The sequence below is a fragment of the Stenotrophomonas sp. 364 genome (genome assembly GCF_009832905.1).
Classification (GTDB): domain Bacteria; phylum Pseudomonadota; class Gammaproteobacteria; order Xanthomonadales; family Xanthomonadaceae; genus Stenotrophomonas; species Stenotrophomonas maltophilia_AP.
The window spans coordinates 456,967-469,877 of record NZ_CP047135.1; the positions used below are offsets into that span (position 1 = coordinate 456,967).

At 68.6% G+C, this 12,911-nt stretch carries 16 protein-coding genes; 9 read left to right on the forward strand and 7 right to left on the reverse strand.

Features of this window, described 5'->3' with window-relative positions:
• Positions 1–8: 8 nt before the first annotated feature.
• The gene (locus GQ674_RS02040) at positions 9–1,280 is read left to right on the forward strand and encodes a HAMP domain-containing sensor histidine kinase (protein ID WP_159495797.1); all 1,272 of its coding nucleotides are present in this window, start codon (positions 9–11) and stop codon (positions 1,278–1,280) included.
• Positions 1,281–1,897: 617 nt separating this feature from the next.
• Here GQ674_RS02040 and GQ674_RS02045 read toward each other — a convergent pair.
• Positions 1,898–2,602, reverse strand: a complete 705-nt coding sequence (locus tag GQ674_RS02045) for an SGNH/GDSL hydrolase family protein (protein ID WP_159495798.1) — start codon at positions 2,600–2,602, stop codon at positions 1,898–1,900.
• 288 nt (positions 2,603–2,890) lie between these two features.
• Here GQ674_RS02045 and GQ674_RS02050 point away from each other — a divergent pair, with 288 nt between their 5' ends.
• From GQ674_RS02050 to GQ674_RS02085, 8 genes are all read left to right on the forward strand, one after another.
• On the forward strand, positions 2,891–3,271 hold the full coding sequence (locus GQ674_RS02050) for a diacylglycerol kinase (RefSeq protein ID WP_038692485.1): 381 nt from the start codon (positions 2,891–2,893) through the stop codon (positions 3,269–3,271).
• A 42-nt stretch (positions 3,272–3,313) separates the two neighbouring features.
• The gene (locus GQ674_RS02055) at positions 3,314–4,063 is read left to right on the forward strand and encodes a TerC family protein (RefSeq protein ID WP_128095236.1); all 750 of its coding nucleotides are present in this window, start codon (positions 3,314–3,316) and stop codon (positions 4,061–4,063) included.
• Between the two features lie 118 nt (positions 4,064–4,181).
• On the forward strand, positions 4,182–4,823 hold the full coding sequence (locus GQ674_RS02060; protein WP_159495799.1) for a LemA family protein: 642 nt from the start codon (positions 4,182–4,184) through the stop codon (positions 4,821–4,823).
• Between the two features lie 4 nt (positions 4,824–4,827).
• Complete coding sequence (locus GQ674_RS02065) at positions 4,828–5,724, forward strand: TPM domain-containing protein (RefSeq protein WP_159495800.1); 897 nt, start codon at positions 4,828–4,830, stop codon at positions 5,722–5,724.
• Positions 5,724–6,212 carry a TPM domain-containing protein gene (locus GQ674_RS02070; RefSeq protein ID WP_159495801.1) on the forward strand — a complete coding sequence of 163 codons (489 nt, stop codon included), beginning with the start codon at positions 5,724–5,726 and terminating at the stop codon, positions 6,210–6,212. Before GQ674_RS02065 ends, GQ674_RS02070 begins: the two co-directional genes overlap by 1 nt.
• 84 nt (positions 6,213–6,296) lie before the next feature.
• Positions 6,297–7,187 carry a prolipoprotein diacylglyceryl transferase gene (lgt, locus tag GQ674_RS02075; RefSeq protein ID WP_159495802.1) on the forward strand — a complete coding sequence of 297 codons (891 nt, stop codon included), beginning with the start codon at positions 6,297–6,299 and terminating at the stop codon, positions 7,185–7,187.
• Positions 7,184–7,978, forward strand: a complete 795-nt coding sequence (locus GQ674_RS02080) for a thymidylate synthase (protein ID WP_159495803.1) — start codon at positions 7,184–7,186, stop codon at positions 7,976–7,978. The genes lgt and GQ674_RS02080 overlap by 4 nt, the downstream gene beginning before the upstream one ends.
• Positions 7,979–7,983: 5 nt before the next feature.
• Entirely contained in the window at positions 7,984–8,478 is a 495-nt protein-coding gene (locus tag GQ674_RS02085) for a dihydrofolate reductase (RefSeq protein WP_159499190.1), read from the forward strand.
• Between the two features lie 109 nt (positions 8,479–8,587).
• Here the strand turns inward: GQ674_RS02085 and GQ674_RS02090 are convergent, their stop codons facing one another.
• The 6 genes from GQ674_RS02090 to pdxA all read right to left on the reverse strand — a co-directional run bounded on the left by GQ674_RS02090 (position 8,588) and on the right by pdxA (position 12,911).
• Positions 8,588–8,890, reverse strand: coding sequence for a hypothetical protein (locus tag GQ674_RS02090; protein ID WP_159495804.1), 303 nt, complete (start codon positions 8,888–8,890; stop codon positions 8,588–8,590).
• A 26-nt stretch (positions 8,891–8,916) separates the two neighbouring features.
• Positions 8,917–9,582 carry a DUF1287 domain-containing protein gene (locus tag GQ674_RS02095; RefSeq protein WP_159495805.1) on the reverse strand — a complete coding sequence of 222 codons (666 nt, stop codon included), beginning with the start codon at positions 9,580–9,582 and terminating at the stop codon, positions 8,917–8,919.
• Positions 9,579–10,589 (reverse strand): symmetrical bis(5'-nucleosyl)-tetraphosphatase, encoded by a 1,011-nt coding sequence (locus tag GQ674_RS02100; RefSeq protein WP_236546171.1) that lies wholly within the window; start codon positions 10,587–10,589, stop codon positions 9,579–9,581. Before GQ674_RS02100 ends, GQ674_RS02095 begins: the two co-directional genes overlap by 4 nt.
• 13 nt (positions 10,590–10,602) lie before the next feature.
• Complete coding sequence (apaG, locus tag GQ674_RS02105; protein WP_038690425.1) at positions 10,603–10,986, reverse strand: Co2+/Mg2+ efflux protein ApaG; 384 nt, start codon at positions 10,984–10,986, stop codon at positions 10,603–10,605.
• A gap of 114 nt (positions 10,987–11,100) precedes the next feature.
• Entirely contained in the window at positions 11,101–11,934 is an 834-nt protein-coding gene (gene rsmA / locus GQ674_RS02110; RefSeq protein ID WP_128095683.1) for a 16S rRNA (adenine(1518)-N(6)/adenine(1519)-N(6))-dimethyltransferase RsmA, read from the reverse strand.
• Positions 11,931–12,911, reverse strand: a complete 981-nt coding sequence (gene pdxA, locus GQ674_RS02115; RefSeq protein WP_159495806.1) for a 4-hydroxythreonine-4-phosphate dehydrogenase PdxA — start codon at positions 12,909–12,911, stop codon at positions 11,931–11,933. The genes rsmA and pdxA overlap by 4 nt, the downstream gene beginning before the upstream one ends.

Sequence of the window (12,911 nt, forward strand, 5' to 3'; positions counted from 1 at the left end):
ACCCCGTAATGCCGCACGGTCTGCCGCGCAAGATACGCATCGTCTTCATTCTCCAAGCCGTGCTGGCCAGCCTGGGCATCCTGCTGGGTGCGTGGCTGGTATCGCTGGTGATCAAGCACAGCCTGGTCAGCAGCGCGCTGAAGGAAGAGGCGGCCTACTATTGGCAGCTCTACGACGCCTCGCCGATGCAGCCGCCGCCGAACACGCAGAACATCCGCGGCTACCTGCTGGAGACCGGGCGTTCGCCCTTGAGCCTGCCGGCCAACCTCCGCGCGCTGCCGCCGGGGTTCCACGAACTGAAGGCCGACGATCAGCTGGTGCTGGTGGACGTGCGCCCGGAAGGGCGGCTGTACCTGGTGTTCCTGCGCTCGCGTGCGGAGATGCTGGCCTTCTGGTTCGGGATCGTGCCGGTGCTGCTGACGTTGCTGGCGGTGTACGGCGCGTCGTGGGTGACCTACCGGGCCTCCAAGCGGCTGGTGTCGCCGGTGAACTGGCTGGCGCGGCGCGTGTCGCGCTGGGATCCGGGCCACCCGGAAGCGGCGGATCTGGCGCCGGACAAGTTGCCGGCGGACATGCAGGGCGAAACGCGCCAGCTGGCCGCGGCCCTGCATTCGCTGGCCACGCGGGTCACCGCGCACGTGGCACGCGAGCGCAACTTCACCCGGGATGCCAGCCATGAGCTGCGCACGCCGTTGACGGTGATCCGGGTGGCCAGTGATATCGCGCTGGGCGACCAGGAGCTGACGCCGCGCCTGCGCCGCGGGCTCAACCGCATCCAGCGCGCGGGCCGCGACATGGAGGCGGTGATCGACGCCTTCCTGATCCTGGCCCGCGAGGCGGACGTGGAGCCGCAGGTGGAACTGTTCGACGTCAACGAGATCGTGCGCTACGAGGTGGACAACGCGCGCGAGCTGATGGTGGGACGACCGGTGGAGATTTTCCTGCACAGTGCCGGCCCGGTGCAGTTGCACGCGCCGCCGCGGGTGCTGCAGGTGGTGGTGAGCAATCTGTTGCGCAACGCCTGCAGTTACACCGACGAGGGGCGCATCGATGTGGATGTGCTGGACGATCGGGTGGTGGTGCGCGATACCGGGATCGGGATGTCGGCCGAGGCGTTGGGGCGGGCGTTCGAGCCGTTCTACCGGGCCGAGCCGACGCGGCCGCAAGGCACGGGGCTGGGGCTGTCGATCGTGCGCCGGTTGTGCGACCGGTTCGGGTGGAAGGTGACGCTGGACAGCCAGCCGGGGCAGGGTACGCAGGCGGCGGTGTTGTACCGGTAGGTGTTTGGGGTGCGACCTTTTACGTTTGCGGCAACAGCAACAGCAACAGCATTGCGTTTGTGATTCCAGCTGTTGGGTCGGCGAGGGTGGGTTTGCAGGACACGCTGCAAGTACATCCCTGTAAGCTCCGTCGCCGCATCCATGCGGCTCAGGGTCCTGCAAACCCACCCTCGCCGACCCTCGACAGTGGGTCGGTGCGCATGGGGAGGGCAGGAGCAACCGAGCATGGCTCGGCTTTACCGGTGTTGTTCCGGTGGCATCTTTTTCGCGTGTTGATCATTGCCGCGCCGCGCGCGGCCAGCGGACCAACGGTCCGCTCTACCGGTCCAGGCAGCGAACCAACGACGGGTGTGTTTCCGGATGGCTCCCCACAAACGCGTTTCGCGGATCGTTTCCGACAACGCACACCCGCCGTGGTAGGTGCCGACCGTTGGTCGGCACGCTCTTCCTCTTTTCTCCAACGCGCCGACCTACTGTCGCGGGTCGGGGTGGGTGAGATGGCGGGACCGTTGGGCGCCATGGATGGCGCTCACGAGCCTCCATGGATGGATTTACGGCGTGTCCCGCCATCTCACCCACCCCGGCCAGCCCTCAGCGAACCGGATTCAGCCGTTGCTTCACTCGCACGACACCTTCGGCGCCAACGCCGCCCGCCAGATCGCATACCCGTCCGGCGTCATGTGCAGCATGTCCTCGCGGAACAGCGCCGCGCGCGGCTGCCCATCGCTGCCCAGCATCGGCGTGTAGATGTCCGTGTAGCCCGTGTTCGGCAGCTTGGCCAGCGCCGCCTTGATCATCGCGTTGGCCTCGATGATCGCCGGCAGCAGGTTCGCGCGCGACGGGCTCGGCTTGATCGAGATGTACTCCACCGTCGTCTTCGGCAGATCACGGTGCACCCGCTGCACGAAGGCCAGCACATCGTCGCGCACCTGCACCGCGCTGCGGCCGCTGTTGAGGTCGTTGTCGCCGGCGTAGAAGAACACCTTGCACGGCGCGTACGGCACCACCACCTGTCCGGCGTACCACGTACTGTCGCGCACTTCCGAGCCACCGAAACCGCGGTTGAATACCGGCTGGCCCGGGAAATCGGCGGCCAGGGTGTCCCACATCCGGATCGAACTGCTGCCGATGAACTCGATGCCCCCGCGCGGCGGCGGGGTGGTGGCGTCGGCCTTGGCGAAATCGGCCATGTCCTGGGCCCAGGCCACGTTGGAGACCTGCGCCGGCACCTGCGGCGGCTTGGCCGGGGACAGGGCGAACGCGGGCAGGGCGGCGCCAAGCGCCAGGGCGAGCAACAGGGGGCGGGTGCAGCGGTGACGCATCGGCAGACTCCTCGGCATGGCGCCCCATCGAGCGCCCGGTTCGGTTGAAACCCCATCATAGAAGCTGGGGGCCGGCGCCGCTTTACCCGCCGTGGCGGGGGCTGTGCGCCACGCGTTGCCGACGCCGGGCCGGTCACTAGCACGGCCTGACCCCGGCCGCCTCCGAGGAAGGTGCGACAGGCTTGTGGCAAAATGACGGATTGCCTGCCCATTCAGCCCTGCCCATGACCCCTTGCTGCGTGCTGTTCCCCGCGTCCCGGCCCGCCCTGCGTGATGGAGCGTGCCCCCGTGGCTGACGAAATCGGGCACATGCCGCGCGGCCCCCGGCGCATCTTCAAGGCGGCGGTGTGGTCCTGGCAGGGCCTGCGGGCGGCCTGGCTGCACGAGTCCTCGTTCCGCCTGGAGGTCTACCTGCTGGTGGTGCTGGCGCCGCTGGCGCTGTGGCTGGGCCAGACCCCGGTGGAGCGTGCGCTGATGATCGGCTCGATGCTGCTGGTGTTGTCCATGGAACTGGCCAACTCGGCCATCGAAGCGGTGATCGAGCGCTACGGCGCCGAATTCCACGAACTGGCCGGACGCGCCAAGGACATGGGCTCGGCGGCCGTGTTCGTGCTGATGATGAACGTACTGCTGTGCTGGGGCCTGGTCCTGCTGCCCCGCTTTTTCTGAGCTGCCCCCACGGCGCATCCCCCCTTGTAAGGATCCATGTCCATGTTTCTTGAGCTGCTGTCCGACCCCAACGTATGGTTGACCCTGTTCACGCTGAGCGCGCTGGAAATCGTGCTCGGCATCGACAACCTGGTCTTCATCTCCATCGCCGTGAGCAAGCTGCCCGAAGCGCGCCGCCCGTTCGCGCGCAAGCTGGGCATCGCGGTGGCCTGCATCACCCGCATTGCGCTGCTGGTGTCGCTGGCCTACCTGGCACACATGGAAGCCAACCTGTTCACCGTAGCCGGTATTGGCATCTCCATCCGCGACCTGGTGCTGATCCTCGGCGGCCTGTTCCTGATCATCAAGGGCGGCATGGAAATCCGCGAGCTGATCACCGGCGGCGAAGACGAAGACCCCACCACCACCAAGGCCTCGGCCGTGTTCGGCATGGTCATCGCGCAGATCGCGGTGATCGACATCGTGTTCTCGCTGGACTCGGTGATCACCGCCGTCGGCATCGCCGACCACGTGCCGGTGATGGTGGCCGCGATCCTGCTGTCGGTGGCGGTCATGCTGCTGGCGGCCAACCCGCTGGGCCGCTTCATCGATGCCAACCCGACCGTGAAGATGCTGGCCCTGGCCTTCATCCTGCTGATCGGTGCGGTGCTGATCCTGGACGGTCTGGGCGTGCACGTGCCCAAGCCCTACATCTACGCGGCGATGGGCTTCTCGGTGCTGGTGGAGTGGCTGAACCTGCTGATGCGCCGCCGCGCCGTGGCACACAACGTGCCGGGCGCCGGTAACTGGTAACAGGGGGCCGACTACAGGTCGGCAGGTGGGGCGCCCGGCAAAGCCGCCGGCCCCCACATCCGGTTGACCGCAAACGTGGCATGCTCCGGGTCCCGTCCATCGAAATCCGGAGCCGGCCATGCGATCGTTCTCCCGCCTGTTGTTGCTGGCCATGCTGGCCGCCCTGTTGTCCGGTTGCGGCTACAACGCCATCCAGCAGAAGGATGAGCAGGTCAAGGCCGGTTGGGCCGAGGTGCTCAACCAGTACAAGCGCCGTGCCGACCTGATTCCCAATCTGGTGCAGACCGTGGAAGGCTATGCCAACCAGGAACGCCAGGTGCTGACCGACGTGACCAACGCGCGTTCGCGGGTGGGCCAGATCAACGTCAACGCCGACGATGCCGAGTCGCTCAAGCAGTTCCAGCAGGCCCAGGGCGAACTGAGCGGCGCGCTGTCGCGGCTGCTGGTGGTCACCGAAAACTATCCGAACCTCAAGTCCGACCAGGGCTTCCGCGACCTGCAGGCGCAGCTGGAAGGCACCGAGAACCGGATCACGGTGGCGCGTGGCCGCTACATCCAGATGGTGCAGGACTACAACACCTTCCTGCGCCAGTTCCCGCAGCTGATCACCGCCAAGATCTTCGGCTACCAGGTCAAGCCGAACTTCACCGTGGACAACGAAGCGCAGATCTCGCAGCCGCCGGCGGTCAAGTTCGGTTCGCAGGCCCCGGCCCCCGCGCCGCAGCCGCAGCCGCAGCCGCAGCAGGCCCCGGCGCAGTAACCCGATGAACCTCCTTCGCCTGCTGCGCGGCCTGGTACTGGCGGGGCTCTGCCTGGCCGGGCCGGCGCTTGCCCAGGCCGACGTGGTGATCCCGCCGCTGTCCTCGCCGGTGGTCGATACCACCGGCACCCTGGATGCCGCCCAGGTCCAGGCGCTGCAGTCGCAGGCGTTGGCCCTGCAGCAGCGCAAAGGCAGCCAACTGCAGATCCTGATGGTGCCCAGCACCGCGCCCGAATCGATCGAGCAGTACACCCAGCGGGTGTTCGAGCAGTGGCAGATCGGCCGCAAGGGCGTGGACGACGGCGTGCTGCTGGTGGTGGCCAAGGATGACCGCCGCGTCCGCATCGAACCCGGTTACGGACTGGAAGGGGCGATCCCCGACGCCATCGCCAACCGCGTCATCCAGGAATACCTGGCCCCGCGCTTCCGCGCCAACGACTACGCCGGCGGCCTGGCCGATGCCAGCGCCGCGCTGATCAAACTGATCGACGGCGAGGACCTGCCGGCGCCGGTCAGTACCCACCGCGCCAGCCCCAATCCTGACGGCGGCGGCTGGACCTTCGCGCTGGTGATCGGCTTCTTCGTTGGCAGCGTCCTGCGCGCCATCCTCGGCTGGCTGCCGCGCCCGGTGCGGGCGCTGCTGGGCGGCGGCGGCGCGGCGGTGGTCGCCTTCCTGTTCACCTCGTTGTGGCTGGCCAGCGGCCTGGCCGGGCTGATCGGTCTGATCGTCGGCCTGTCGTCCGGCCGGGCCGGTGCGTTCGCGCGCGGCGGTGGCTGGGGCGGCGGTGGCGGCTGGGGCGGAGGCGGATTCGGTGGGGGCGGTGGCTTCGGCGGCGGTGGAGGCGGCTGGGGCGGCGGCGGTGGACGTTCAGGGGGCGGTGGCGCCTCGGGAGGCTGGTGATGCGCTGGCTTCGGCACATGTTTTCCCCCTCGGTGCGGCGCGCGTTCCCGCCCGGACGCCTGCAGGCGATCACCGACGCGATCACCGCCGGCGAGCGCCGGCACGGTGGTCAGGTGATGTTCGCGGTGGAGGCGGACCTGCCACTGCTGGCGCTGTGGCAGCGGGTCAGCCCCCGCCAGCGCGCCGAGCATGCCTTCGCGCAGCTGCGCACCTGGGATACCGAACACAACAACGGCGTGCTGGTGTACCTGCTGCTGGCCGACCACGCCATCGAGCTGGTCGCCGACCGCGGCCTGCGCGGCAAGGTGGGCGAGGCGCAATGGGCGGCCATCTGCGCCCACATGCAGCAGCGCCTGCGCGACGGTGCGTTGCAGGACGCGGTACTGCTGGCCATCGGGGAAGTATCGGACCTGCTGGCCGGGCACTATCCGCCGGTTCCGGGGTCACAGGATGACGGCCTGCCGAACACGCCGCAGATTCTGGGCTGAAGCCCGGCAGTCGCGCGATCGGCGCCGCCGCGAGGCCGCTCCCGGGCGGCGCTAGAATATCTGCATCCCTGCAAGGCGTCCTTCATGATCTATTTCCACGACATCGACCCCATCGCCATCTCGCTTGGGCCGGTCAAAGTGCATTGGTACGGCATCATGTACCTGCTCGGCTTCACCGCCGCCTGGTGGCTGGGGCGCAAGCGGATCGCCGCCGGGCGCCTCCCGGGGGTGAATGCCGATGGATTTTCCGACCTGCTGTTCTACGCCATGCTCGGCGTGGTGGTGGGCGGGCGCGTAGGCTACATGCTGTTCTATGCGCTGGGCGATTTCCTGCACAACCCGCTGCTGCTGTTCAAGGTATGGGATGGCGGCATGAGCTTCCACGGCGGCCTGCTGGGCGTGCTGTTCGCCGCGTGGTGGTGGTCGCGCAAGCACCGCCTGCACCTGTTCGACACCCTGGATTTCGTGGCCCCGCTGGTTCCGTTGGGCCTGGGCTTCGGCCGCGTCGGCAACTTCATCGGTGCCGAACTGTGGGGCAAGTACACCGGCGGCACCTGGGGCGTGGTGTTTCCCAGTGGCCTGCCGGCGCCGTTGAACGGGCTGGACCTGGCCACGTTGAAGGAGCAGTTCGCCACCGGCGCGCTCAACCCCTACGCCCGCCATCCCTCGCAGCTGTATGAAGCGCTGCTGGAAGGCCTGGTGATGTTCCTGGTGCTGTGGGCGGTGTCGGCCACGCCGCGCCATCGCTACGTGATCGCCGGCCTGTTCGCGCTGTTGTACGGCATCTTCCGCTTCGCCGTGGAGTTCGTACGCATGCCCGACAATGGCGTGTACGTCGCCTTCGGCTGGCTGACCAAGGGCCAGATCCTGTGCGTGCCGCTGATCGCCTTCGGCCTGGTGCTGCTGGCCCTGTCGCGCCGCGCCCCGGTGCTGCAGCCGCAGCTGCCGGTGCAGACCGCGGGGGCCAAGGCATGAAGCCCTACCTGGACCTGCTGCAGCACGTGCTGGAGAACGGCACCGAAAAGTCGGACCGCACCGGCACCGGCACGCGCAGCGTGTTCGGCTGGCAGATGCGCTTCAACCTGGGCGACGGCTTTCCGCTGGTCACCACCAAGAAGCTGCACCTGCGGTCGATCATCCATGAGCTGCTGTGGTTCCTGAAGGGCGACACCAACATCGGCTACCTCACCGACAACCAGGTGCGCATCTGGGACGAGTGGGCCGATGCCAACGGCGACCTCGGCCCGATCTACGGCAAGCAGTGGCGCAGCTGGGCCACCGCCGATGGCGGCAGCATCGACCAGATGCAGTGGCTGGTGGAGGAGATCAAACGCAATCCCGATTCGCGGCGGCTGGTGGTCAGCGCCTGGAACGTGGGCGAGCTGTCGCAGATGGCGTTGATGCCCTGCCACAACCTGTTCCAGTTCTACGTGGTGGACGGCAAGCTCAGCTGCCAGTTGTACCAGCGCAGCGGCGACATCTTCCTGGGCGTGCCGTTCAACATCGCCAGCTACGCGCTGCTCACCCATATGGTGGCGCAGGCCACCGGGCTGGGCGTGGGCGACTTCGTGCATACCCTGGGCGACGCGCACCTGTATTCCAACCACGTCGACCAGGCGCGCGAGCAGCTGTCGCGCACGCCCCGCGCGCTGCCGCAGCTGTGGTTGAACCCGGCGGTCACCGACCTGTTCGGCTTCCAGTTCGATGACATCCGCATCGACGGCTACGATCCCCACCCGGCGATCAAGGCGCCGGTCGCGGTATGACGGCGATCCGGCTGTCGCTGATCGCCGCGCTGGACCGCAGCCACGGCATCGGCCACGACAACCAGCTGCCGTGGCAGCTGCCCGATGACCTCAAGCGCTTCAAGGCGTTGACTTTGGGCAAGCCGATCCTGATGGGGCGCAAGACCGCGCAGTCGCTCGGTCGCGCGCTGCCGGGCCGCCCCAACCTGGTGCTCACCCGCAGCGGCCAGGTGCCGTTCGAGGGCATGCAGGCGGTGGCCTCGGTAGACGACGCGCTGGCCTTCGCCGCGGCCAGCGGTGCCGATGAGCTGTGCGTGATCGGCGGAGGCGAGGTGTATCGCCTGACGCTGGCCCAGGCCACCGACCTGCACCTGACCTGGGTGGACACCACGGTGGCCGCCGACACCCACTTCCCGCCGGTAGACCCGGCGCTGTGGGTGGAAGTGGCACGCGAGCACCACCCGGCCGACGCACGGCATTCGGCCGCGTTCGACTTCGTGGATTACATACGACGCCCGTAGAGCCGGGTTCTACCCGGCTTGTATCAGCAGCCCGCAAGGCAGCATCGTAGAGCCGGGCTCTGCCCGGCTGGCATCAGCAGCGCGCAAGGCAGCATCGTAGAGCCGGGTTCTACCCGGCTGGCATCAGCAGCGCGCAAGGCAGCATCGTAGAGCCGGGCTCTGCCCGGCTGGTATCAGCAGCGCGCAAGGCAGCATCGTAGAGCCGGGCTCTGCCCGGCGCCAGCGAGGTGTCGATGCTTGCCCGGCCGGCGCCTTCGCGCTGCAGGAACACGAAGCTGGCGGTATGCGCATGGCGCTGCACCCACAGCATCTTGCGCGTGCGTTGGAACCCGGTGGGCACCAGCAGCGCGTCGAACGCGGCCTGCATGCTCGCCAATGACGCCGTGGGGGTGATGGAAGCCTGTTCGGGCACGGGCGCGTCCTTGCGGTGGCCAGCGCTCAGGCTGGCGGCCGGTAATGGCCGATGAGGGTGTGGGCGAACAGCAGGTCTTCTTCCTGCGTGCCGCGCGCGATGTTGTGCAGGATCAGTGGGGTGCCGTCGCTGCGTCGTCGGTCGGAGACGATACCTACGTGCAGAAGCCCGCTGCCCTTGAGCTTCCAGGCCACGATGTCCCCGGCGGCAAAGTCGGCCGCCTGGCGCGACGCCGGTTGCTGCCAGCCCTGGCGCTCGAACCAGCGCATCAGGTTGGGCACGCGGCGATGGTCGATGTTGCGGTCCGGCCGCGACAGCCCCCACAGCGCCGGGTAGGCGCTGAAGGCGCGGCGCATGTCCTCGTGGATACGTTGCTGCAGATCCACGCCCTGTGTGCGCAGGGCGCGCACGATCACATCGGTGCACACGCCGCCGTCGATGGGGACGTCGCCACCGGGATATCCCAGGACGGCATAGGCCGGGTCGTAGCGCACGGTCTGCCCGATCTGGCTACGCGCAGCGGCCACCAGCGGCGGCGAGGGCAGCGTCGGTGGCCGTGCGGCGGGGGCGGGCGTGGCGACCGGCGCGCCGGTGTCGCCAGCCGCTGGCGTCGGGCTGCGCTGGCAGGCGATACCGGCCACGGCCAGCAGTCCTGCCAGACCCACCCGCAGCCACCGACCCGTGCCAATCATGCCGGGGTCGGGGTGCTTCCGCCGGTGTCGCCGGCCGGTTCGGGGTTGCGGCGCGGAGACGATGGACCACGCGGACCGCGTTCGCGACGCTGGCCCTGCGGCTGCCGCGGCGGGCGGCCGTTGCCCTGCGTCTCGCCATCGCCGGCCGGACGCCGTGCCGGCGGACGCGGCGGCGACACGGGCCGGGGCACGTCGCGCCCCGGCACCTGCACCACGCGCAGTTCCTCGGTATCCAGCTGCAGCGCGGTGAGCTTGCCGCCCCACACCGCGCCGGTGTCGATGGCATGCACGCCCTGGGTGATGGTCAGGCCCAGCGCGGACCAGTGCCCGCACACGATCTTCAGGTCACGCTCGGCGCGGCCCGGCACTTCGAACCACGGGTACAAGCCCTGTTCCTGCGTCCCCGGCGTGCCCTTGTCCTCGATCCCGATGCGGCCACGCGGCGTGCAGTAACGCATGCGTGTGAACAGGTTGATGATCGCGCGCGAGCGATCGTACCCGGCCAGGCCGGGCGACCAGCTGGGCTTGTCGCCGTACATGTTGCGGAACAGCTTGCGGTAGCCGCTGCCGTGCAGCTGCACCTCCACTTCGCGGGCATGCTTCTCGGCCAGCTGGGTGGTCCATTTCGGGGCCAGCCCGGCGTGGATCATCATCCAGCCCAGTTCGCGGTCCACGTGCGCCAGCTTCTGCAGGCGCAGCCAGTCCAGCAGCACGTCGCGGTCGTTGGCCTGCACGATACGCAGCAGGTCCGGGTTGACCTTGCGCTGCTCTTCCTCGGTGCGGGCACCCACGGCCAGCAGACTCAGGTCATGGTTGCCCAGCACCACCACGCTGCTGTCGCGCAGCGAATGGACCAGGCGCAGGGTTTCCAGCGACTGCCCGCCGCGGTTGACCAGGTCCCCGCAGAACCACAGGGTATCCACTGCCGGGTCGAAGCGGATCTTCTCCAGCAACCGCTGGGTGACGTCGTAGCAGCCCTGCAGGTCGCCGATGGCCCATACACTCATGCGCGCGCCTCCATCAGTGCAGTGTGCGTGGAACGGTCAACACGAACGGCGCGATGGCGGCGGCGAACTCGGTGCCATCGTCGGCCACCATGTCGTAATGCCCCTGCATCGTGCCGTGTTCAGTTTCCAGCATGACACCGGAGGTGTAACGGAAGTCTTCACCCGGGCGCAGCCGCGGCTGCTCGCCGATCACCCCGTCGCCATCCACGTGCTCGATGCGGCCGTTGGCATCGGTGATGCGCCAGTGGCGTGCCACCAGGCGGGCGGCCACGCGGCCATGGTTGTGGATGCGGATCGTATAGGCGAACGCGTAGCGCCCGTCCTCCGGCGTGGACTGGTCGTCGAGGAAGCGCGGAGCGACCTCGACCGAGATCGCATAGTGTGCAGCGTCGTTCATGCAGGCAGTTTAGAGAATGTCGTGCAGTTTGAGGTGAGCGCGCCATGGAATGGCGCGCTCCTTCAGGGATTTCAAGCGGTTCTGCGTGCCTGCGTCCAACGCAGGCCGGGGCGATCAGCCTTGCGGGGCGTCGTCGCCTGCCACCTGCGGAACGTTGGCCAGGGCGATGAACTGCGCCACGTCCAGCTGCTCGGCACGGGCATCGCTGCGCACGCCGGCGGCCTCGAACTGTTCGGGCGTGACCACCCCGTTCAAGGCGTTGCGCAGGGTCTTGCGGCGCTGCCCGAAGGCGGCCCGGACCACATCGGCGAAGCGCTTGCGGTCAATGATGCCGACCGTGTCCGGATCACGCGGCACCAGCCGCACCACGGCCGAGTCCACCTTCGGCGGCGGCCGGAAGGCGCCCGGCGGCACCACGAACAGCGCGGTGACCTTGCACCACGCCTGCAGCATCACGCTCAAGCGGCCGTAGACCTTGCTGCCCGGGCCGGCGGCCATGCGGTCCACCACTTCCTTCTGCAGCATGAAGTGCATGTCGCGGATCACGCCGGCGTGCTCCATGGCGTGGAACAGGATCGGCGAGGAGATGTTGTAGGGCAGGTTGCCCACCAGCCGGATCTGGCCGTCGCCGGCGAGCTCGGTGAAGTTCACCTGGAGCACGTCGCGGTGCACGATGGTCAGCTCGCCCAGCGGTTCAGCGGCGGCGGTCAGCGGCGCGATCAGGTCGCGATCGAACTCGATCACGGTCAGGCGCGGATGGCGGCGCAGCAGCGGCAGGGTGATGGCACCCTGGCCCGGGCCGATCTCGACCAGGCGGTCGTCGTCTTTCGGGTTGACCGCCAGCACGATCTTGTCGATGTAGCTGCGATCGGCCAGGAAGTGCTGGCCCAGCTGCTTTTTGGGCGGCGCGGTGAACCCGCCGGCCGAGGAGGAATACGAGGAAGTCATGGCACCATCTTACGTTGCCGCGCCAGCCGGGCACACAGCGCGGTGGCAGCGAGGAGGCTGGAAGGGTCGGCGATGCCCCGGCCGGCCATGTCCAGCGCGGTGCCGTGGTCGACGGCCACCCGCGGGTAGGGCAGGCCCAGGGTGATGTTGACGGCCTGTTCGAAGCCGCTGTACTTGAGCACCGGCAGGCCCTGGTCGTGGTACATCGCCAGCACGGCATCGAAGCCGGCCAGCTTGGCCGGCAGGAACGCGGTGTCGGCCGGCAGCGGCCCGATCAGGTCCAAACCCTGGTCGCGCAGGCGCTGCAGCAGGGGAATGATCAGGTCCAGCTCTTCACGCCCCAGGTGGCCGTCTTCCCCCGCATGCGGGTTCAGGCCAAGCACCGCGATGCGCGGCGCGACGATGCCGAAGTCGCGCTGCATGGCGGCGTGTACGGTGTGCAAGGTGCGCGCCAGGCCCTCGGCGGTGATGGCATCGGCCACCGCGCGCAGCGGCAAGTGGGTGGTGGCCAGCGCCACGCGCACGATATCGTTGGCGAGCATCATCACCACCTCCACGCCGGCCTGGTCGGCCAGCAGTTCGGTGGTGCCGCTGTAGGAGATGCCGCCCTGGTTGATCACCGCCTTGTGCACCGGGCCGGTCACCACGCCGTCCAGTTCACCGGCCAGGCAGGCCTGGCCGGCCTGCAGCAGCGCGCCGATCACCGCCCCGGCATTGGCCGGATCGGCGTGGCCGAAGCGTGAGGGGACGGCGTTGCGCACCGCGCGCACGCGCAGATCGCCCGGCTGGCGGGGAACAGCATCTTCAGGCAGGAGCTGCAGGGGCAGCGACAGCGCCGCCGCAGCGGCGTGCAGGGTGTCCGGGTCGGCGAAGGCCAGCAGCCGGCACTCGGTGCGCGGCTGCTGGGCAAGGCGGATGCAGAGTTCCGGACCGATCCCGGCGGGCTCGCCCGGTACCAGAGCGAGCTGCGGGATCAT

Excerpts from the sequence above, each read along its gene's own strand:
- GQ674_RS02040 (WP_159495797.1), top strand. The coding sequence starts at position 9 with ATGCCGCACGGTCTGCCGCGCAAGATACGCATCGTCTTCATTCTCCAA.
- GQ674_RS02045 (WP_159495798.1), bottom strand. The coding sequence starts at position 2,602 with ATGCGTCACCGCTGCACCCGCCCCCTGTTGCTCGCCCTGGCGCTTGGC.
- GQ674_RS02055 (WP_128095236.1), top strand. The coding sequence starts at position 3,314 with ATGTTTCTTGAGCTGCTGTCCGACCCCAACGTATGGTTGACCCTGTTC.
- GQ674_RS02060 (WP_159495799.1), top strand. The coding sequence starts at position 4,182 with ATGCGATCGTTCTCCCGCCTGTTGTTGCTGGCCATGCTGGCCGCCCTG.
- GQ674_RS02065 (WP_159495800.1), top strand. The coding sequence starts at position 4,828 with ATGAACCTCCTTCGCCTGCTGCGCGGCCTGGTACTGGCGGGGCTCTGC.
- GQ674_RS02070 (WP_159495801.1), top strand. The coding sequence starts at position 5,724 with ATGCGCTGGCTTCGGCACATGTTTTCCCCCTCGGTGCGGCGCGCGTTC.
- lgt (WP_159495802.1), top strand. The coding sequence starts at position 6,297 with ATGATCTATTTCCACGACATCGACCCCATCGCCATCTCGCTTGGGCCG.
- GQ674_RS02080 (WP_159495803.1), top strand. The coding sequence starts at position 7,184 with ATGAAGCCCTACCTGGACCTGCTGCAGCACGTGCTGGAGAACGGCACC.
- GQ674_RS02095 (WP_159495805.1), bottom strand. The coding sequence starts at position 9,582 with ATGATTGGCACGGGTCGGTGGCTGCGGGTGGGTCTGGCAGGACTGCTG.
- GQ674_RS02100 (WP_236546171.1), bottom strand. The coding sequence starts at position 10,589 with ATGAGTGTATGGGCCATCGGCGACCTGCAGGGCTGCTACGACGTCACC.
- apaG (WP_038690425.1), bottom strand. The coding sequence starts at position 10,986 with ATGAACGACGCTGCACACTATGCGATCTCGGTCGAGGTCGCTCCGCGC.
- rsmA (WP_128095683.1), bottom strand. The coding sequence starts at position 11,934 with ATGACTTCCTCGTATTCCTCCTCGGCCGGCGGGTTCACCGCGCCGCCC.
- pdxA (WP_159495806.1), bottom strand. The coding sequence starts at position 12,911 with ATGATCCCGCAGCTCGCTCTGGTACCGGGCGAGCCCGCCGGGATCGGT.